The organism is Helicobacter cynogastricus, from assembly GCF_900197855.1.
Classification (GTDB): domain Bacteria; phylum Campylobacterota; class Campylobacteria; order Campylobacterales; family Helicobacteraceae; genus Helicobacter; species Helicobacter cynogastricus.
In genome coordinates this window covers 75,614-96,725 of sequence record NZ_FZMQ01000011.1, presented here as the reverse complement: position 1 = coordinate 96,725, position 21,112 = coordinate 75,614, and the positions used below count along the sequence as shown (strand labels likewise).

The 21,112-nt window shown below is 45.0% G+C and carries 18 protein-coding genes; 12 read left to right on the top strand and 6 right to left on the bottom strand.

Going from position 1 to position 21,112, the window contains the following annotated elements:
- Window positions 1-86 precede the first annotated feature (86 nt).
- The 4 genes from C6H00_RS05580 (at window position 87) to ffh (ending at window position 7,180) form a co-directional block, all read left to right on the top strand.
- On the top strand, window positions 87-2,147 hold the full coding sequence (locus C6H00_RS05580) for a carbon starvation CstA family protein (RefSeq protein ID WP_104750023.1): 2,061 nt from the start codon (window positions 87-89) through the stop codon (window positions 2,145-2,147).
- Window positions 2,148-2,161: 14 nt separating this feature from the next.
- On the top strand, window positions 2,162-3,172 hold the full coding sequence (locus C6H00_RS05575) for an oxidoreductase (RefSeq protein WP_104750022.1): 1,011 nt from the start codon (window positions 2,162-2,164) through the stop codon (window positions 3,170-3,172).
- Between the two features lie 78 nt (window positions 3,173-3,250).
- The gene (locus C6H00_RS05570) at window positions 3,251-5,845 is read left to right on the top strand and encodes a valine--tRNA ligase (RefSeq protein ID WP_104750021.1); all 2,595 of its coding nucleotides are present in this window, start codon (window positions 3,251-3,253) and stop codon (window positions 5,843-5,845) included.
- Between the two features lie 3 nt (window positions 5,846-5,848).
- On the top strand, window positions 5,849-7,180 hold the full coding sequence (gene ffh, locus C6H00_RS05565; RefSeq protein WP_104750020.1) for a signal recognition particle protein: 1,332 nt from the start codon (window positions 5,849-5,851) through the stop codon (window positions 7,178-7,180).
- On the opposite strand, the gene C6H00_RS05560 is transcribed toward ffh, so the two are convergent.
- A complete protein-coding gene (locus C6H00_RS05560) occupies window positions 7,181-7,633 on the bottom strand; it encodes a hypothetical protein (protein ID WP_158655734.1) in 453 nt (150 codons plus the stop codon).
- Window positions 7,634-7,690: 57 nt separating this feature from the next.
- Between C6H00_RS05560 and C6H00_RS05555 the strand changes: the two genes are divergently transcribed.
- The 4 genes from C6H00_RS05555 (at window position 7,691) to C6H00_RS05540 (ending at window position 11,068) form a co-directional block, all read left to right on the top strand.
- Window positions 7,691-8,833, top strand: coding sequence for a pyridoxal-phosphate-dependent aminotransferase family protein (locus C6H00_RS05555; RefSeq protein ID WP_407645537.1), 1,143 nt, complete (start codon window positions 7,691-7,693; stop codon window positions 8,831-8,833).
- The gene (locus C6H00_RS05550) at window positions 8,833-9,297 is read left to right on the top strand and encodes a phosphoribosyltransferase (RefSeq protein ID WP_104750017.1); all 465 of its coding nucleotides are present in this window, start codon (window positions 8,833-8,835) and stop codon (window positions 9,295-9,297) included. Before C6H00_RS05555 ends, C6H00_RS05550 begins: the two co-directional genes overlap by 1 nt.
- Window positions 9,298-9,349: 52 nt before the next feature.
- Complete coding sequence (locus tag C6H00_RS05545) at window positions 9,350-10,585, top strand: MiaB/RimO family radical SAM methylthiotransferase (protein ID WP_233704455.1); 1,236 nt, start codon at window positions 9,350-9,352, stop codon at window positions 10,583-10,585.
- Window positions 10,586-10,654: 69 nt separating this feature from the next.
- Window positions 10,655-11,068 carry a hypothetical protein gene (locus C6H00_RS05540; RefSeq protein WP_104750015.1) on the top strand — a complete coding sequence of 138 codons (414 nt, stop codon included), beginning with the start codon at window positions 10,655-10,657 and terminating at the stop codon, window positions 11,066-11,068.
- Here the strand turns inward: C6H00_RS05540 and C6H00_RS05535 are convergent, their stop codons facing one another.
- The 4 genes from C6H00_RS05535 to topA form a co-directional block, all read right to left on the bottom strand.
- Window positions 11,069-11,497: a U1 small nuclear ribonucleoprotein gene (locus tag C6H00_RS05535; protein WP_104750014.1), complete on the bottom strand. Its 429-nt coding sequence runs from the start codon at window positions 11,495-11,497 to the stop codon at window positions 11,069-11,071.
- Between the two features lie 2 nt (window positions 11,498-11,499).
- Window positions 11,500-12,087, bottom strand: coding sequence for a nitrate reductase cytochrome c-type subunit (locus tag C6H00_RS05530; RefSeq protein WP_233704441.1), 588 nt, complete (start codon window positions 12,085-12,087; stop codon window positions 11,500-11,502).
- 61 nt (window positions 12,088-12,148) lie between these two features.
- Window positions 12,149-13,063 (bottom strand): radical SAM protein, encoded by a 915-nt coding sequence (locus C6H00_RS05525; RefSeq protein ID WP_104750012.1) that lies wholly within the window; start codon window positions 13,061-13,063, stop codon window positions 12,149-12,151.
- A complete protein-coding gene (gene topA / locus C6H00_RS05520) occupies window positions 13,063-15,345 on the bottom strand; it encodes a type I DNA topoisomerase (RefSeq protein ID WP_104750011.1) in 2,283 nt (760 codons plus the stop codon). Before topA ends, C6H00_RS05525 begins: the two co-directional genes overlap by 1 nt.
- A 106-nt stretch (window positions 15,346-15,451) precedes the next feature.
- On the opposite strand from topA, the gene C6H00_RS05515 reads away from it, so the two are divergent.
- On the top strand, window positions 15,452-16,996 hold the full coding sequence (locus C6H00_RS05515) for a flagellin B (protein ID WP_104750010.1): 1,545 nt from the start codon (window positions 15,452-15,454) through the stop codon (window positions 16,994-16,996).
- 16 nt (window positions 16,997-17,012) lie between these two features.
- Window positions 17,013-18,926 (top strand): motility associated factor glycosyltransferase family protein, encoded by a 1,914-nt coding sequence (locus C6H00_RS05510; protein ID WP_104750009.1) that lies wholly within the window; start codon window positions 17,013-17,015, stop codon window positions 18,924-18,926.
- A 73-nt stretch (window positions 18,927-18,999) separates the two neighbouring features.
- Here C6H00_RS05510 and C6H00_RS05505 read toward each other — a convergent pair whose 3' ends face one another.
- Entirely contained in the window at window positions 19,000-19,470 is a 471-nt protein-coding gene (locus C6H00_RS05505; protein ID WP_104750008.1) for a glycine-rich domain-containing protein, read from the bottom strand.
- Between the two features lie 145 nt (window positions 19,471-19,615).
- On the opposite strand from C6H00_RS05505, the gene C6H00_RS05500 reads away from it, so the two are divergent.
- Window positions 19,616-19,834 carry a hypothetical protein gene (locus C6H00_RS05500; protein ID WP_104750007.1) on the top strand — a complete coding sequence of 73 codons (219 nt, stop codon included), beginning with the start codon at window positions 19,616-19,618 and terminating at the stop codon, window positions 19,832-19,834.
- Between the two features lie 50 nt (window positions 19,835-19,884).
- Window positions 19,885-20,991, top strand: coding sequence for a Cj0069 family protein (locus C6H00_RS05495; protein ID WP_104750006.1), 1,107 nt, complete (start codon window positions 19,885-19,887; stop codon window positions 20,989-20,991).
- Window positions 20,992-21,112 lie beyond the last annotated feature (121 nt).

The following is a 21,112-nucleotide window of genomic DNA, read 5'->3' as shown; positions in this document are numbered from 1 at the left end:
CTAACATGATAACTTTGTTTCTTAAGAAAAATTCATGCGTATTATCTTTATAATTTTACTTTGAAAACTAGGAACATGGAGCTAAGATGAGCAAATTGGGCCATTTGTTTTGGGGCTTGGTGGCTATTGTAGGGGCGGTGTGTTTGGGGGTATTGGCCTTGCATAAGGGGGAGACTATCAATACGCTTTGGCTAGTTGTAGCAGCTATTTGTATTTATTCCCTAGGGTATCGTTTTTATAGCCATTTTGTCGCCTACAAAGTCTTAAGGCTAGATGACACACACGCCACGCCCGCCTGTGTGCACAACGATGGGCGCGACTATGTCCCTACAAACAAGGCGATCACTTTTGGACATCATTTTGCTGCCATCGCTGGGGCTGGCCCTTTAGTAGGACCAATTCTGGCCGCCCAAATGGGGTATTTACCCTCTATTTTGTGGATTCTCATTGGGAGTGTGCTAGGAGGCTGTGTACATGACTTTGTGACTCTGTTTATGTCCATGCGGCGTAATGGCAAGTCTTTAGGCGAGATGGTCAAGGATGAAATGGGTTCAGTGGTTGGCTGGTTTGCGTTGTTTGGAATCTTGGGGATCATGATTATCATCATTGCGATTTTGGCAATGGTGGTGGTCAAAGCTCTAGCCCATTCCCCTTGGGGACTCTTTACTATTAGCATGACAATCCCTATTGCAATTTTTATGGGACTTTATATGCGCTTTTTACGCCCGGGCAAAGTGCTAGAAGCCTCTTTAATTGGTTTTGGATTGCTGTTGTGCGCGATCTACTATGGCAAAGTTGTAGCCAATGATCCTACCATGAGCGCACTTTTTACCCTCAAAGCGACCACACTTGCATGGGTTGTGATTGGCTATGGGTTTGTTTCCTCTAATTTGCCCGTGTGGTTTTTGATGGCACCCCGCGATTATTTGAGCACCTTTATGAAAATCGGGGTGATTTTGGTTCTGGTAGTGGCTGTGATTGTTGTCGCCCCTCCTTTGCAAATCCCCAAAGTTACCGCTTTTATCAATGGTAGCGGACCAGTCTTTGCCGGAAGTCTTTTCCCTTTTCTCTTCATCACTATTGCCTGTGGGACTATTAGCGGTTTCCATGCCTTGATCGCCTCAGGCACGACACCTAAGATTATTGAAAAAGAGAGCCACGCGCGCGCAGTGGGTTATGGAGCTATGGTGATGGAATCGGTGGTGGCGATTATGGCTTTGATCATGGCAGCTATCTTGCACCCCGGGCTTTACTTTGCAATCAATGCACCTGAGAGTGCGATTAGTGCAGACATTACCCAAGCTGCCAAAGTGATCAGCTCTTGGGGCTTTACCATCACTCCCCAAGAAATTCAAGAACTGACCCGCAATATTGGCGAACACAGCATTTTAAGCCGCACAGGGGGCGCGCCCACCTTTGCGATCGGGTTGTCCATGCTGGTTTATCACATTGTGGGTAACCCCGCTGTGATGGCATTTTGGTATCACTTTGCGATCCTCTTTGAGGCCCTTTTTATTCTCACCGCCGTAGATGCAGGTACACGCACTGCGCGCTTTATGATTCAAAATATCTTGGGACATATTTATAAACCCTTAGGGAATACCAGCTCTCAAATGGCTGTTTTGGTAGCGACTTTCCTTTGTGTCAGCCTTTGGGGGCATTTCCTCTATCAAGGAGCAATCGATCCCAAGGGGGGTATTTACACCCTTTGGCCCTTATTTGGCGTGAGCAATCAAATGTTAGCTGGTATAGCTCTTTTGCTAAGTACCACCATTCTCTTTAAAATGCAACGCTTTAAATATTCGCTTGTTACAGCAATCCCAGCGGTTTTGATCTTAGGGATCACCTTTTACAGCGGTATCTTAAAAGTTATGCCCAAAAGCGATAATGAGGTAGCCAACCATGTTTCCCATGTCGCCACTGCACAGATTCTCTATGAAAAAATCGGCCACACGCAAGATCCTGAAATCCTTTCTCTCTTAAAACAAAGTCTAACCAACCACATTATTGATGCGATTTTGTGTGTTTTCTTTATGGTGGTAGCGTTCATGGTATTTATTGCGAGTGTGCGTATCTGTTATAACGCCTATCGCTACAATAAAATCAGTCCTCCGCTGTGTGAAACCCCTCAAATACAAAGCGTTTAAAATTAGGAGAAAAGATGCATAAAACCTTGTTATTTAGCCCTTGGAAAATCAGAGATTTGGAGTTGAAAAACCGCGTAATAATGGCACCTATGGATCAATACAGCGCGATCAATGGCTACACCAATGACTGGCACGCCCACCACTACACAGCCCGCGCGATCGGACAAGTGGGCTTGATCATCTTTGAAGTGGCCGCAGTGAGTGCCAAGGGGCGAATCGATCCGGGCGATCTAGGCATTTATGAAGAGGGGCATGTGGAGGGTTTAGCCAAGATTGTTAGCGAGTGCCACAAATACGACTCTAAAGTGGCGTTACAAATTGGGCATGCGGGCAGGAAAGGACAGCTGAAAGACACCCAACTTTTAGCCCCTTCTGCTTTGCGTTTTAACGATCAATACGCCATGCCCAAAGAGATGGATGCACAAGACATCAAACAAGTCGTTTTAGAGTTTAAGCAAGCCGGGCTTAGGGCAAAGCAAGCGGGTTTTGACGCGCTAGAAATCCATGCTGCGCATGGGTATTTGCTCAGTAGCTTTTTATCCCCTTTGAGTAATCAGAGAAGCGATGCCTATGGAAAGAATCGCGCATTGCTTTTACAAGAAATCTTGCAAGCCCTAAGAGAAGCTATAGACTTACCTCTAATCGTAAGGGTGTCGGCTACAGACTACCACCCACAAGGCAATACCCCACAGACCATAGCACAACTCTTAGAGCCTCTAAGTCCCCTTTATGACGCTTTGGATGTGAGTAGCGGGGGTGTAGTGGAAGCTCCTATTAAGGCTTATCCGGGCTATCAAATCCCTTATGCAGACTATCTCAAAGAAGCGTTGGACAAACCCACTATTGGGGGTGGGTTGCTTGAAGAGCCCAAGATGGCGCAAAGATTGGTAGGTAGTCAAGTGGTGGATGCGATCTATCTAGCGCGCGCTCTGCTCAAAAACCCCTTTTGGTGCTTTAACGCCGCCTTGAGCTTGGGGCAAGAGATCGACATCCCCAAACCTTACGCTCGTATGGTGCACCTGTAGCACCACTTCAAAATGCCCTAATCTGCCCTTTTTAAGCCACTTCAGGCTAGAATAGGGGGAAAATTCCCAAGGATTTTTATGCATTTCCCCCCTTTTGATTCAGCCTTAGAAAAGCATTTTTACCAGATTTGCCAAGATCGGGGCTACTTTGAGGTGGACAGCGATTCTGCCAAACCCCCCTTTGCTATCATTATGCCCCCACCCAATGTTACGGGGCGTTTGCACATGGGGCATGCCCTTACTCTTAGTTTGCAAGATATTTTAGTGCGCTTTAAGCGCATGGATGGCTACAGGGTGCTCTATCAACCCGGTTTAGATCACGCTGGGATTGCGACTCAAAATGTGGTTGAAAAACAACTTTTGGCCCAAGGGATCAAAAAAGAGGAGATTGGAAGAGAGGCCTTTGTTAAAAAAGTGTGGGAGTGGAAAGAGTCTTGTGGGGGGCAGATTGTAGAGCAGATGCAAGAATTGGGGATTTCTTGTGCGTGGAGTCGATTGCGCTTTAGCATGGATGCTGGCTTGGAGAGGGCTGTAAAAATCGCCTTTAAAACATGGTTTGATCAAGGTTTGATCGTGCAGGACACCTATATGATCAACTGGTGTTGTAAAGATGGGGCGCTAGCAGATATTGAAGTGGAGTATGAGCAAGAGGCGGGCAAGCTGTATTATTTGCGCTATCCATTAGAGAGAGGTGGGGAGGTGGTGGTCGCCACCACGCGCCCAGAAACCTTTTTTGGAGATGTCGCCTTAATGGTGCACCCGGAGGATGAAAGATACCAACACCTCATCGGACAAAACGCCCTTTTACCCTTGAATAAGCGCCCCATTCCTATCATTGCCGACTCTTTTGTAGACCCTAGTTTTGGGAGCGGGTGTGTCAAAGTAACCCCTGCGCATGATCCCAATGACTATGAAGTGGGCAAACGCCACCAACTAGAACCCTTAGTCATCTTTGATCAAAAAGGGGTTTTAAACGCGCATGCAGGGCAATTTGCCGGGTTAGATCGCCTAGAAGCACGAGAGGGCATTGTGCAGGCACTTAAAGCAGGCGGGTTTATTGTAGAGATCAAAGATCATCTACATCAAGTGGGCAAATGCTACCGCTGTGCTAGCTCCATTGAGCCCTATATCTCCAAACAATGGTTTGTCAAACAAGAAGTCGCGCAGGGCTCTATAGAGAAAATGGCGCAAGGTTTGGCGCAATTTTACCCCTCCCATTGGCGCAATAATTACAACGCATGGATGCAGGAGTTGCGCCCTTGGTGCATTAGCCGCCAATTATGGTGGGGGCATCGCATTCCTGTTTTCACCTGTTCTAAGGGGCATCAATTTGTGCCCCAAGATTTGCCCACCCACTGCCCACAATGCCAAGACACCCACCTAGAACAAGACCCAGATGTCCTAGACACTTGGTTTAGCTCTGGGCTTTGGGCATTTAGCACTCTAGGTTTTGCCCAAGAAGGGTTAGAGGGCTTTGAGGGGGTGAAGTTTCATGCTGATGACTTGAAAGACTTCTATCCTAATAGTGTGCTCATAACCGGCTTTGATATTCTCTTTTTTTGGGTGGCTAGAATGCTTTTAAGCGGGGAGAGTTTGCTAGGTGCGCTCCCCTTTAAACACATCTATTTACATGCTTTGGTGCGCGATGAAAATGGGGAGAAAATGAGCAAATCTAAGGGGAATGTGATCGACCCCTTAGAGCTCATTAAAACCTATGGAAGCGATGCCCTGCGTTTTGCCTTAGCGATGTTGTGCGTGCAGGGGCGGGATTTATGTCTAAACCCCAAAGTCTTAGAGCAAGCCCGACATTTCAGCCACAAACTCTACAACGCTGCTCTGTTTTTAAGCACACAGGAAGCTCAAGAGGTTATAGACTATCAAACCAATTTAGGGCTTTATGCCAAATCCCGTTTAAATGCGACCACTAAAGAGGTGCGTAGCGCACTCGAACTCTACCGCTTTAACGATGCTGCCACTGCCCTTTATCGTTTCTTTTGGGGAGAGTTTTGCGATTGGGTTTTGGAGTTTTCTAAAGCTTACAAAAATACGGAGCAATCTAGTCGGGTTTTTGGCGAACTTGTGAGCGTCTTTAAAGAGGGTTTGTGTCTCTTGCACCCCTTTATGCCCTTTGTGAGCGAATATCTTTACCAACATCTCAATAAAAGCACCTTAGAGCAAAGCCCCTCCATTATGGTGAGCCCCTACCCAATAGATACCAAACAAGATGAGGCTTTAGAAACGCGCTTTAAGTTGATTAAAGAGAGTGTTACAGCTCTAAGACGGCTAAAAATTTTGCTCAACACCCCCATTGAACAGGCTTATATTGAAAGCCAAATCGCCCTAGAAACTGAGGATAGACACTTTATTAGCAAACTGAGTAAAATTGCCCATGTGCACTTAAGCAGTAGCAAACCACCTAAAGCTTTGAGCGACACGGGCGAGCTAGGCGTGGTGCATGTGAGCTTAGAGGGGGTAGATGTGAGCGCGCTTGTGGGGCGTTTAAAAGCACAATTAGAAAAATTGCAAAAAGAACAGACTAAATTGAATTTAGACAACCCACAATTCTTAGCCAAAGCCCCCAAAGCCCTCTTAGATAACTTGCATGAACGGCTCAAAGCCATTCAAGAAAAGCAAGCCCAAATACAAAAAGAACTCTCTATGTTGCAAGGATAATACATGTTTGACACCCTCACACAATCTTTTAAAAACGCCTTAGGCAAAATCCGTTTTCAAGATGACTTAAAAGCCCTAGAAAAAGCCCTAGATGAGCTTAAAAAGGCTCTTTTACGCAATGATGTCCATCACAAGGTCGCCAAAGAGTTAGTGAAAAATATTGAGGCTAAAACCAAAGCTAAGGGCATTGGCAAACAGCAGTTTTTAGATTCTCTGCAAGAGAGTTTGTTAGAAATTTTGAGCGTGCCCGGGGCTTCTAGTGGTTTTGTTTACGCTCCCACGCCTCCTACTATTGTTTTAATGTGCGGACTGCAAGGGGGGGGTAAAACCACCACTTGTGCCAAATTAGCCAACTACCTTAAAACCCGGCATAAGAAAGTGTTGTTAGTGGCGTGTGATTTAGAGAGATTAGCCGCTATTGAGCAGTTGCAAGTTTTAGGGGAGCAAATTGGCATAGAGGTTTACCACCAAGAGGACAGCGTCTTAGACATCGCTAAGGGGGCTTTAAAGCGCGCCCAAGAGGGGCAGTTTGATGTGGTGATTGTAGATAGCGCGGGGCGTTTGGCCATTGATAAACCTCTGATGGAAGAGCTTAAAGCTTTAAAAAACTTGTTAAAACCCCTTGAGACCTTTTATGTGGCTGACGCGCTCAGTGGGCAGGATGGGGTGCGCTCGGCACAAACTTTCCATACAGAAATAGGTCTTAGCGGGGTGGTGTTAAGCAAGTTTGATAGCGATTCTAAGGGCGGGGTAGCTTTGGGGATCGCCCATCAATTACAAATTCCCTTGCGCTTTATTGGGCATGGGGAGAAGATTCCAGATTTAGATGTGTTTGTGCCTGAGCGCATCGCTCAACGCTTGATGGGTGCTGGGGATATTGTGAGCTTGGCAGAGAAAACAGCCAGTGTAATCGATGTCAAAGATGCCAAGAATCTGTCTAAAAAGCTTAAAAAAGGGCAATTAAACTTCAACGACTTTTTAGAACAAATTGAGAAAATCAAAAAATTAGGCTCGCTGAGTTCTTTAGTGTCTATGATTCCCGGGCTTAGTGGGGTGGCGGGCACGCTTAAGGGCATGGATTTAGAAAACTCCACAGAGATTAAAAAAATTAAAGCGATGGTCGCCTCTATGACGGCCAAAGAGAGGGAAAATCCGTCTATTTTAAATGGAAGCCGCAAAAAACGCATCGCTTTGGGCGCGGGGTTGGATGTGGCTGAGATCAATCGTATTTTAAAACGCTTCGAGCAGATGGGTCAATTTGCCAAAAAACTGAGTGCTAAGGGAGCTATCCCCAACTTTTTGCAAACTCTGCAAAAAAAAGGGGGCAAGGTTTAATCATTGCTCAATAAGATTATCAAGTTGCTTTTCTAACATCACAATGGCTTGGAGCTGTGTAAGAATATCGCGCATGATTGGCATGCAATCTTGCAAGGGTGCGGTGTGTTGCATGTCTCTAGCGATGGATTTATAGCCCTCCAAAATCCCTTCTAAATAATTAAAGAGGCCGTCGTTGTGGCCATAATAATCTTGCAAAATACGGAAGAGCGCAGTGTTTTCTCTAAACACTTCAAGAACACGCGCGCTAGAGATGTCATCCATCTGCACTCTGCGTGCACGGATATCCAAAACGATGATGCTTAACCTGTTATTCAAAGTGCTAATATTGTGTCTGACTTTGGCCTGATAGAGTGCCATTTGATAAATCGTGTTTTTGATATTCTGAACTTGAAAAGATGGTGCTGCATGCACGCCTAGAGACAAACAGAGAAAACACAAAAAAGCGCGCATTGCAGGCCTTTTTAAGTCGTATTCTACACTCTCTATGCTATACTCAAACTTATTTTTTTGCGGAAGGCCATTTTGCAATCCCTACTATTCACCCCCGGACCAACCCCCATTTATCCTAGTATCTCTAACACCTTAAGCCAACCCATTTTGCACCACCGCACTCCTGAATTTGAAGCCATTTTTGCTTGTGTGCGCGACAAATTAAAAGAGATGATCGGACTTGCTGAGGTGCTAACTTTAGTGAGCAGTGGCACAGGAGCAATGGAAGCCGCTCTTTTGCAATTTGTGCGCCCTACAAAAGAGCCCGCTCTCTTGGTGCTTAACAATGGCAAATTTGGAGAACGCTTTGCCAAGATCGCCCAAGCGCATGGTTTAAGTGTGGTGGAGCTTAAGAGCGCGTGGGACACCCCCATCACTTCTAAGCAGGTGCTAGAAACTCTGCAAGCTCACCCCACCATTCACGCTGTCGCCTTGCAGGTGTGCGAATCTTCGGGGGGTTTGCGTTTGGATTTTGAGGGGATCACTCAAGTGCTCAAAACTTATAATCCCAAGATCATCACCATCATCGATGCGATCACCGCTTTAGGAGTCGAACCTCTCCAAACAAATCATGTCGATGTGCTCATTGGGGGGAGTCAAAAAGCCTTTATGTTACCTGTGGGTTTGAGCTTTTTGGGTTTGAGCGATTTTGCCCTCTCAAAGTTAGAAAATAAGGGCTATTATTTTAATCTTGCCCTAGAGTTGAAAAACCAACAAAAAAACACCACCGCTTTTACTGCTGGTATTTCTCATATTTTAGGATTGAAAACATACTTTGATAGCCTGCAGGATTTGGGCGGGCTGGATGCCTTGTATGTAGCCACAAGAAAGCGCGCACAAAGCACTAACTTAGCCCTTGAGGCTTTAGGGTTTTCTCTCTATCCTAAAAGCCCTGCTCCTTGTATGTCTGTGATCTATCACCAAGAGGCCAGTCGTATTAGAAAACATTTACACCACAAATACAGGGTGTTGGTGGCCGGAGGGCAGGACACCTTAAAAGATTATCTTTTGCGCATTAACCACATGGGGATCATCGAGGTTTATCAAAGCGCGTGGGTAATCAACGCCTTAGAGCAAAGCTTAGTAGATTTAGGTCTGCGTCCTAACTTTGAGGGGGTGGGGATCAAGGCTTTCATGCAACACTACTACAAGGGGATTTAATGCGTCTCTACTATGGTTATAATGAGTTTAGGCAGGATGTGGTGGATTTGGCTAAAATGGTGCAGAAAGACTTCAGACCCCAAGCCATTATTTCTATTTTGCGTGGGGGGATGACTTTAGCGCATTTTTTGGGCTTGCACTGGGATATCAAAGAAGTTTATGCCATCAATGCGAGCTCTTATGGCACTGATCGCACACAGGGAAAATTAGAAATTGATAATATTCCACTTTTAAAACCTCAACACAAAAGTGTTTTAGTAGTGGATGAGATTATTGACAGCGGAAAGAGCTTTATTGGAGTGATGCAGGTTTTGCAGGAAAAATACCCCCAAATGCATTTTAGAAGCGCGGTGCTCTTTGCTCATAAAAACGCACAATTCCAAGCGGACTACACTTTAAAAGAGGCCACTTCATGGATCGACTTTTTTTGGGAAGTAGACACACAGGGAGATTATATTGCCTAAATTGCATTTAGTCTCTCTTGGTTGTTCTAAAAACTTGGTAGATAGCGAGGTGATGCTAGGCAAGCTCGCCCATTATGAGCTCACTTCAGAGATGGGGCTAGCCGATGTGATTATTATCAACACCTGCGGGTTTATCCAATCTGCCAAAGAAGAGAGTATTAGGGTTTTACTTGAGGCCATCAATGGGCGCAAAGAGGGGGCATTGGTGGTGGCTAGCGGATGTTTGAGTGAGCGTTACAAACAAGAACTGGCTAAAGAATTGCCAGAAATTGACATTTTTACAGGGGTGGGCGATTATGATAAAATCGACACGCTATTAGCCCAAAAACAAAGCCAATTTTCCAAACAGGTTTTTTTAGCAGGGGCACAAAAGCGCACCATCATCGGATCGCAAGTGCACGCCCATGTAAAACTCTCAGAGGGGTGTAACCAGAGTTGTAGTTTTTGTGCCATCCCTAGTTTTAAAGGTCGCTTGCAAAGCAAAGATATAAAGAGCGTATTAATAGAGATAGAACAATTAGCCAAACAAGGTTTTAGCGATGTGAGCTTCATTGCTCAAGATTCTAGCTCTTATCTTAAAGATAAGGGTATAAAAGACGGATTAATCCAGCTGATTAAGGCTATTGACAAGCAGGACGCACTTAAAAGCGCACGCATTTTCTATCTTTACCCCACCACAACCACCCTAGAACTTATTGAGGCCATCGCTAATTCTCCCATCTTTATGAATTATTTTGACATGCCCATCCAGCATATTTCAGATTCTATGCTTAAGACCATGCGCCGTAACTCTGATAAAGCCACACATGTCAAGCTTTTGGAGGCTATGCGCGCTGTGCCGGCTAGCTTTTTGCGCACCACGCTATTATTAGGCCATCCTCACGAACAAGAGAGCGATATTGCAGAATTGCAGGAGTTTTTACAAAGTTTTAGTTTTGATCGCATTAATCTTTTTGCCTTTAGTCCTGAGGAAGGCACAAAGGCTTATACAATGCCTCAAGTCCAAAACAAGGTTATTAACACTCGCTTGGATCAAATTAATGCCCTTGTGCAAGCGCAAGTAGAAGCTTCTATGCAACAACTTGTTGGGCAAACTTTAGATGTTATTGTAGAGGGTTTGAGTGAGGATGGGCTTTTTTTAAAGGCGCGCGATAGGCGTTGGGGCTTGGAAATTGATGGGGATATTTTGATCAATGAAAGCTTCTTAGATCATACGCCTCCCGGGCATTACAAAGCCCTTTGCCACACCTATGAGGGCGGAATTTTGCTTGGCAGGGTGGTAGAGTAGTCCGCGCTAACTCTCTATCAATCTTAATATGCTAGAATAAACCTTTTGATTTGTGATTAAAGGAAATTCATGAGCATCTATGTCAAGAATCGCATTCGGGGTAAGATTTCCTTGCATGAAAGAGGAGAGGGAAAATATAGAGTGCATTTTGAAGCACATCAAGTGGTAGTGCAGGCTAAATGCAGTGCTAGCGAAGTAGAAAGCTGTCAGGAGGACGATGATATCACAATTGTCCTCAAAGTGATCGAAGTTCTTATCCCCAACTTTAGCCAGCGACTTAAATTAGATCCTATGGCTTTTAATGGAGTGATTATAAGTATGAAAGCTGACCGCAAAGAACCTAACATGCAACGCGTAGAAGTCGCCCTAAATGATTGTAGCGTGGATTTTGTGCTCGATCAAGGCTCGATCGAGCTCTACCACTTGGAAAATGGTAAGGAACTCGTTCTTTTCTGCAAACCTGAACATGTAACTATCTATTGATCACCACCAAGGCCCATACATCATGGGCATGCCCATTGTCATAGGATACATCCCATAAGGGTACATATTCATCGGATACATCCCCATCATCGGGGACATGCCATACATTCCCGGGTACATCATAGGATTCATGGGGTAGTAGGGGATGTAACCCCCTCCTGTAGGAGGCAGATCGGAAATAGAAAACTTGCCCCCATGTGCCATTTTCACACCATTTAAAGAAATGGTGTGAAAACTCCCCCAATTTTTAGAGGGTGAGGTGGTGGCGATATCACCATTTTTATTCCCACGGCATTCGTCTTTAATCTGTGCGCATTCATTCAGCGTATCTATGTCTGGAAGATTGGGGTCTACATCGGCAGGATCGCCCACCCAACACCCCCCTACAAGTACCGCCACGCCTAGGTGCGCTAAAATTTTAACATCCATAATTAGTGCTTCGCCTTTTGACTCCAATCCTTCACACCCACATTCACGACATCCATGAAATTTGAACGAAACTCTAGGTTTTTACTGGTAAATATGGGTTTAAAATTATTCTTAACTACAGGTTGGGCATTTGCTTGAGGGGCGTGGCATTGCGTGCAGTTGAAACGCGCATCGCTGATTTTTCCTTCCTTAATTGGATGATTGTTGCGGAAGTCAAAGAGATGGGAGGGAGGCACTGGGGTTGCGCCCACACTGCTGGCTACATCGGGCATATGACAACCCAAGCACTGGTTATTTTCCTTTGTGATGGGTAAAAGTCCTGTAGTGTCATGAGGAATCATGGGCGGGGCATTTTCATAAGCGCGTTCAAAGCGTTGGCTCTCTCCGGGAGGTTTTCGATGAAAATCATAAGCCTTCAATACAAGGTCTTGCTCATCCTCTAGGGGTACTTTGCGTAATCCAATTTCTGTGTCGCTCAACAAGGGAGCTGGTTTTTCAAGAGCCTTTTCCTCTTTATGAGACTTATGATGATGATTTGTTGCCCACAAACTCCCTAACAAAGCCACCCCTAACAAAATTGTAAACCGCATTCTGTGTTGCATCTATAATCCTTATGTTCGTTTTTAAAACAATAAAAATCACCCGTATATTTTAGCATGGATAGTAAAAATCCACAGCTCCAATTTTTCTAATTTCTACAACTCCCTTCTGGTACAAGTTTTGTAAAGTTTGTGTGGGTAGATAAAAGTGAGCTTCCTCTATACTCAAGGGACGGCGTTTAAGCAAATCTAAAAAAGACTGAGGTTCTAAATCTGCTAAAGAAAAGTTTGGTTGCGCAGAAGAATCCCGTAGGGCTAAACTCACGGGCAATCCCTCAAAGTATGTCGCCACTTTTAAAAGTTCTGAAGTGCTCAGAGGTTTGGTGTTGTGAGAGGGAGGGCGATCGATGGTACTCAAATCAATACGGGCTAATTTGAGCGGACGCAAAAAATCCACAATGGCCTGAATATTTTCTAAACCATCGTTCACTCCTTTAACTAACAACACTTCGGCAATGAGCATGCCCTTATAGCGCGCGCTAAAATCAACAATCCCCTCTAAGAGTTGCTCTAGGCATATTTGCTTGCTGGGTTTATCTACTTTGGCAAAAGCCTTAGGCAAGACGGCATCTAAGGAGAATTTTACGATGTCATAGTGCATTAACGCCTCTTGCACCTGCAAATTTGCAAAGCGCGATCCATTGCTTAGAATCAAGGTTTTTAACCCGGGGGGTGTTTTTAACTGGGTGATAAAATCGTAGAGATAGGGATAGAGTGTTGGTTCACCATTGGCAGTGGTAGTAAGCACATCTAAAGGCGTATTTCTATAGGTTTCTAGCGCGCTGTGTACCGCCTCTAATAACGCGCTCAGAGGGATTACATGTTCCATTTTGTCCATAGGTTTTGCCACCTGCAATTCGCAATACACACAATTAAAATTGCATTGTTTCACCTCATTGCTTAAATCAATCCCCAAAGACCAGCCAAAACGGCGCGACTTTAGAGGTCCAAAGACAATACCTGCCATCACGCCTGCTCACTCTCTATTTCTATTTTTGTATGGCATTTTAAACATTCTTGTACGCTAGGTTTTTTCTTATAGACTTTAAATACGCGTAAACCCCCGCACACCAAACAAGGCTCTAAAACTGGCTGGTAATTTGAGATAAATTTGCAATTTGGATAGTTGTCGCAACCATAGAATATGCCTCTCTTGCCCCTTTTAGCGCGTACATCGCCCCCACATTCTGGACATTTAGCAAGAGAAGGGGTGTTTTTAGTCTCTTCGTTGCGGATATTTTTACAAGTGGGATAGGCACTACAAGCCACAAATTCCCCAAAGCGTCCTCTTTTGCGCACCATCGCTTCGCCACATTTTTCACAAGAACCCAAGTTTTCTGTTTGAGAAATTTCAGATTTGATGAATTTGCATTTAGGATAAGCACTACAAGCCACAAACACCCCATATCTACCCGTGCGTTGCACTAAAGGAGCACCACATTTAGGACACAACTCGCCTGTAGGTGCGCTCACTTTTTGGGAGACGATTTGAATTTTGCCCTCTTCAATTTGTGCCATAAAGGGGGTGTAGAATTTTAAAAGCATCTCTTGCCAATTGAGCTCGTGGCTAGCGATTGCATCAAGCTTATCTTCTAGCCCGGCACTAAAAGCCGCGTTCACAATCTCACTAAAGTGCTTTTCTAAAATCTCTATCACGCTAAAGGCATTGGGAGTGGGCGTGAGCTGTTTTTGCTGTAGGGATACATAATCGCGGCTAAGGAGTAGGGCGATAGTGGGCGCATAAGTGCTAGGCCGTCCAATCCCTAGACTCTCTAAAGTTTTGATTAAAGAGGCCTCTGAATAACGCGCGGGAGGTTGCGTACTACATTCTTTGGCTTCTAAACTTTCTAAACGCACCCCTTGGTGGAGTTCAAAAGAAGGCAAAAGTGTATCTTTATCCCCATTGCCTAAAACTTTATAGAATCCTTCAAAAAGCAATTTATGTCCGCTAGCTTTAAACACTGCCCCCAATGACTCACAAGCAAAGTACACGCTTTGACTTTCAAGGCGTGCATCGCTCATTTGGGAGGCTAGAAAGCGTTGATAGATAAGGGTATAAACTTTGTGTTCTTCGAGCTTGAGAAAATTTTTAGCGATGGTGGGGGTGAAGGCTAAATTAGTGGGGCGAATCGCCTCGTGGGCTTCTTGCGCGCTTTTGTTTTTGGAAGTATAAACTTTGGGTTTTTTTGGCACATAAGGCGCACCATAATTCTGCTCAATGAAGGTGCGTGCGGATTCTATAGCTTCTTTGGCAATGTTGAGGCTATCGGTGCGCATGTAGGTGATCACCCCACTAACTCCCTCTGGAGTCATCACGCCCTCATAGAGTTTTTGGGCAATACCCATCGTTTTAGAAGGGCTATAACCCAATTGATTAGACGCGCTTTGTTGTAGAGTTGAGGTCATAAAAGGGGGTGGGGAGGGGGTATTTTTCTCTTTGGTGCTAATCTCTTGGACTTGGTAGGTTTGTGCGCGCAAGTTAGCCACTATTTCTAAGGCTTCTTGTTTGTTGCGTGGGCTTTGTTTTTTGATTTTTTCATGTTGATAGCTTTGTAAACTCACACTCGTTTGTGCGATCGCGCCTGTAATCTCATAATAAATGATGGGTTCGAAAGCCCTAATTTCGCGTTCGCGATCCACCACCAATTTTAGTGCTGCACTCTGCACGCGCCCCGCGCTCATACCCTTAGAGATTTTAGAAGCCAACAGAGAGCTTAAGCTAAAACCCACAATGCGATCTAGGAGTCTGCGGGCTAGTTGGGCGTTGATTTTATGTACATCAAGAGTTTTAGGGTGCTTGAGCGCGTGCAAGATAGCAGACTTGGTGATTTCATGGAAGACAATGCGCGGGAAGGTGAAAATGGGATGGGGGGTTTTAGTTTGGCTCTGATCTTCTAGGGCGCGCATCTCTTCTAAGGGGTCTTGGGATTTGTGTCCTGCTTGATCGATGAGATAGGCGATGTGATAGCCAATAGCTTCGCCTTCGCGATCCTCATCGGTGGCGATATAAATTTCTTGCGCGCTTTTAGCTCTTTGTAAAATTTGCGCCACAATTTCCTCGTGGCCTTTATCTATGGTGTACTTGGGAACAAACTTATTGTCCTGAACCTTAATTCCCATAGCGTACTTATTCAAATCCCTAACATGGCCTTTAGAAGCAATCACTTCGTAGCTGTGATCCAAGAAATGCGCGATAGTTTTGGCTTTAGTAGGGGATTCTACAATGATGAGTTTGGTGTTTTTGCCCATGAATACCTCGTTTTTCTACATTATAAACTATTTTGGTGCATGGATTAGATCTAAACATGGAATAGCTATTGCTTTGTGTGAGCATATTACTGCAAAGGATGCAACGATGAGTTTTAGAATCAATACGAATGTAGCCGCGCTGAATGCACACACTATTGGGGTACGCAACAATCGCGATCTCTCTACCTCTTTAGAAAAGTTGAGTTCTGGCTTGCGTATCAATAAGGCCGCAGATGACGCATCAGGGATGGCGATCGCGGATAGTTTGAGAAGTCAAAGTGCGAGTTTAGGCCAAGCCGTGCGCAACGCTAACGATGCGATTGGGGTGGTGCAAACCGCCGATAAGGCGATGGATGAGCAGATCAAAATCCTGGACACGGTGAAAACTAAAGCCGTGCAGGCTGCTCAAGATGGGCAAACTGCTGAAACCAGAAAGGCATTACAAAGTGATATTTTGCGACTCTTAGAAGAGTTGGATAATATTGCCAACACCACCAGCTTTAATGGTCAGCAGTTGCTAGCTGGGAGCTTCTCTAATAAAGAGTTTCAAATTGGGGCGTATTCTAACACCACAATCAAAGCTTCCATTGGTCCTACAGGTTCAGATAAGATTGGGCATGTGCGCTTTGAAACCTCAGCGATGGATCGCGGTGGCATGGAAGTGAGTGCGGGCGCACATAACCTTCAAGAGGTTACACTCAAATTCAAGCAAGCAGACGCGGTGAACGATTATAAGCTCGAGTCAGTCAAGATTTCTACCAGCGCAGGTACTGGGCTAGGAGCTTTGGTGAATGTGATCAATAAAAACTCTGGTGCTTTGGGTGTGCGCGCCACTGCTGTCGTCTTGGGTACGGGTGAAAACTCTGTAGAATCAGGCACAATCAGAGGATTAACCATTAATGGAATCTTGATCGGAAATGTGAATGATGTCCAACATAACGATCGCGATGGGAGATTGACTAACGCGATCAACTCTGTAAAAGAGCGCACCGGTGTAGAGGCCTACACGGATATACAAGGCCGTATTAATCTGCGTTCCACAGATGGGCGTGCTATCTCTGTGCATGCAGATGGTAACACTGGGCATGTCTTTGGCGGAGGAAATTTTAAAGGCATCTCAGGGAATGCGCACGCCATTGTAGGGCGTTTAACTTTAACCAAAGAGAACGCGCGTGATATTATCATCAGTGGGGTGAATTTTAGCCATATCGGTTTACACTCCGCACAAGGAATTGCGGAATACACGGTGAATCTACAGGCCATCCGTGGAGTTTTTGATGCCAACGCGACGAGCGCGGGCGGAGGCAATGCTAATGCCGCTCAAGCTGCTTTTAACTTTAAGGGTATTGGAGCTGGGGTTACGAGTTTGCGCGGGGCGATGATGGTAATGGATATGGCGGAGAGTGCACGCATCCAGCTAGATAAGATTCGCTCAGACTTGGGTTCTGTGCAGATGGAGTTGGTAACCACCATCAACAACATCTCGGTAACTCAGGTGAATGTGAAGGCCGCTGAATCGCAAATCCGCGATGTGGATTTCGCCGAAGAAAGTGCGAGCTTCTCTAAATTCAATATCTTGGCCCAAAGTGGGAGCTTTGCAATGGCGCAAGCCAATGCGGTGCAACAAAATGTCTTGAGACTCTTGCAATAGAGGGGGTGGGGTAGGCTTGTCTAGCGTTTATGAGAAAAATTTAGGGGTTTTGCAACACAAAGACCCCCTCTTGGCTTTGGAACTGAGTAAACTTAAGAGCAATCTTAAGTACGAAGTTTTCATGCAACAAGATGCCTTCAATATTGTGGATATTTCCACCAACACTCCCCTTTTTGCGCACAAACCCTTAGAAGAGAATTTAAAACGCTTTGAGGAGCTCAGCGCACATATGTACATCCCCTATCTGTACTTTTATGGCGCGGGTAATGGCATGCTCATGCGCTTATTTTTGGGTTTAGAACAACTCAAACGCTTAGTAGTGATTGAGCCCGAATTAGAGATCATTTTTATTGTCTTAAATTTACTAGATTTTAGCGAGGAAATGCAAAGCGATCGTCTCATCTTGCTGCACTCTGGCGCGTGCAACTATCCATTAATCGCCTCGCTTTTTTTGATGGACAAACATGCTAAAGTGTATGCTAAGGTGTATGAGTTGGTCATTTCTCATTCTTATTATGAGCAATATGTCCAAGATTTCACCCTTATTAACCAACACTTTGTCAAAGCCCTTGAAAATGCGGTGATTGGCGTGGGTAATGATGCCAAAGATGCGATCATTGGGATCAAACACCATGTGCAAAACCTCCCCTTTGTGGTGCAAACCCCCACTCTTATTAACTTAGTGCAAGCCCTCAAGACGCGCAACGCGCGCTATAACACCGCTATCATTGTTTCTACGGGGCCTAGTCTGAATAAACAACTCCCCTTGCTTAAAGAGATCGCCCCTTATGCAACCCTCTTTTGCATTGATGCCTCTTTTCCTATTTTGCATGCACATGGGATTAAACCCGATCTGGTCTTTTCGCTTGAGCGCGTGGAAGCTAGTGCTAAATTTTACCAAGACACGCCCAAAGAGGCTCAAGAGGGAGTGATTTTTGCCATCACTTCTATTGTGCACCAAAGTTTGCGCCAAGCCATCAGCAAAGGTACTATTCAATTTAGCCTACGCCCCTTTGGTTATACCAGTCTGTTTAACTTGCATGATTATGGCTATTTGGGCATTGGCATGAGTGCGGCTAACATGGCCTATGAGCTCGTGGTACACGCGCGCTTTAAGCGTTGTGTTTTCATCGGACAAGATTTGAGCTTTGCACCCAGTGGAGAGAGTCATGCCAGTGGAGCGATCTATGGGGCACAAGAGATCAAGCCCAAAGAGGAGGGGGAGAAAATTTTTATTGAAGCCTATGGAGGAGAAGGGCAGGTAGAGAGCACGCGCATTTGGAAGCTCTTTTTAGACTTCTTTGAAAAGGACATTTACCACACGCCCTATAATTTAGAGGTGATCAACGCCACAGAGGGCGGGGCGCGCATTAGGGGCACTTTAGAACTTCCCTTTAAAGAAGCGATCGCACGCATTAAAGCAGATTTGCCCGCCTTAGAGCCCAAAGCTCCCATGCAACTCACCCCCCCAAGCCCAGAGCAGAGCGCGCGCTGGTTAGAGGAAGCTAAAAAGACCTGTTTAGATGCGATTGAGTATGCCCAAGAGTGCAAGGAAAAAATCGAAGCCCTCTTTTTGGAGATAATGGCATTCTTAGAGGAAATCGAATCGCTCAACGCCCAAAATGACCTAGAAAAATTGGATTTAAAGCGCATAGAGGTGTTGAGTGAAAAAATTGATGATTTAAAAACCCTCTTTGAGGAAGTTAAATTCACCCAATGTTTTAATGACGCGATTCAATCCTATATCTTCCATCAAGAACTAGACATCGCTAAAATTGTGATCAAACCCACCTTTAGTCAAGAGGAATTACAAGCCAAACAACTAGAATGGATTTACGCTCATAAATACTGGCTCTTTAGTTTGGCAGGGGGGATCACCTGTGTTAAAGAAATCCTAGAGGAAGCTTTACAAACTTGGGAAACCCCCTAAAGAGCCTCTTGGGTGCGGACATCCCCACCCCTAAAAAGAAAACTTAAGGCAGGTTTGGCAGTAAAAATCTCTTTTACACCGCTTTTAGAGTGGGGCGCGTTTGCATAAACACACCTTCATTACCCCGACCGCAATTAGGACATCTGCTTGTAGCACGCCAAACTTTTTCTTGCACGAGTGCAGAGGGCATGCCAAAGCGTGCAAGGTATTTTTGACATGTGTCATTCCAAGAATCTTGGAGGTTTTGCGCGTCTTGATCCCCACGCATGCCAAAATAGTGGAAGTGGTGCAAGAAGTAGCCAAAAATTTCTTGGCAATCTTGGGCGTATTTTTGTGTGTCCAAAATATGATAGTGCCAAAAATCATCGACATCTTTAGGAGGCACGATTGCCTGATCTCTATTCTCCAAACAAAGCGTAAGGAATCTCTTATACTCTTCTGCGATAACTTGAGCATATTCTAATTCCCAACCTAAACCTTCTTCCTTGTCCATTATTTTGACGATAATGGGCTCTAAATCCAACTTATTAACAGCAAGACTCATTTTGAACTCCTTGTAAATTTAGGTGCAAAGCTAATATACGAAAATATTTCTTAATTATCACTAAAAAAGCGACTATATTTCGCTGTTTAAATTAAAGTTAAAAATACATACATTCCCGCTCAACAAATTTTTATGGAAAATTGCTGTGGCGTCCCCTGTCAAATATACTCAAAGAGATAAAGCTAGGATTCTTAAGATTACCACCCGCACCCTGCAACGCTGGCGTTATACCAAGCCAGAGCTTTTTGCTATCATTGAAGCGGGTTTCAAGATGTTAGAAAAGCTCCAAAATGAAGATGTCTATCATCAAGAGATTCAAGAACTTATCAGAAAACTTGATCAAGCCCCAATCACGCGCCAATAATGCTACAATAACGCTAGCGGGTTGACCGCAAAAATCTTTTTGGAGGACATATGAAAAAGCATGTGGTGTTTTTTGAGGCAGTGGGCGGGACAGACAAAGGCAGGGACGGGCACAGACGCGACACCATGCCCATGATGGACTATCTGAAAAAACTCGGATGGCAAGCAGAGGTTGTATTCCTCACCGATGAACTCTTGAAAGATGGCGAGAAAACTAAGGGCGTTTATGAATATGTACAAACGCACGCCGACGTCTATGTTTCTCGCGTGAATCCGGGCAACTTGAAAGAGGAAAAACTCTATTTTGACCTCTTGCGCAAACTCTGCGATCATGGCGTGATTGGCATGCCCCATCCAGACGCGATGATTGGCTATGGAGCAAAAGATGCGCTCACCAAACTTGCCGACACAGATTTAGTGCCCGATGACACCTACGCCTATTATGACAAAGAGGAAGCCAAACGCATCGGAGTCACTTGGGCGGACAAGCATGACTTTAAAAAGACATTCCCTAAAACTTTAGCTAAGGGTGAGAGGGTGCTCAAACAAAATCGCGGCTCAACCGGTGAGGGCATTTGGCGCGTACAACTTGAAGAGCCTCTACCTGCAGGGGTGAGCGAAGTGCCCTTAGACGCTAAAATCAAGTGCACCGAAGCAGTGGACAACCATGTGGAGCACCGCAAATTAGGCGAATTTATGGATTTTTGTGAAAAATACCTCGTGGGGGATAATGGAATGCTTGTGGATATGACCTTTTTACCCCGCATTAAAGAGGGCGAAATCCGTATTTTAATGCTCTACAAACACCCTATTTATGTGGTGCATAAAAAACCCGCTGAGGGCGCGGACGCTTTTAGCGCGACTTTGTTTAGCGGCGCAAAGTATCGCTATGACAAGCCTGAACAATGGGATAACTTAGTGCATTACTTCTTAAAACACCTCCCCCAAATCCAAAGCAAACTAGGCAATTACGATCTGCCTTTGATCTGGACCGCAGACTTTATTTTAGACACCGATGAACATGGCAAAGATCGCTACATTTTGGGCGAAATCAACTGCTCTTGTGTGGGCTTTACCACCCCTGTAGAATTTTTGGATAAAACCGCGCGCAAAGTGGCCAACACCATTATTGACATTGTAGAGGACAAACTGAGCTAATTAAGGATTGTCCATGCCACCCCTAATTTTGGCTTACCGACTGCGCGCAAGCGCTCTAAGTCTTTGATTGACAATGCCATTTAGGGGGATTTACGCTTAAATGGGGGCGTATACAGGGGAT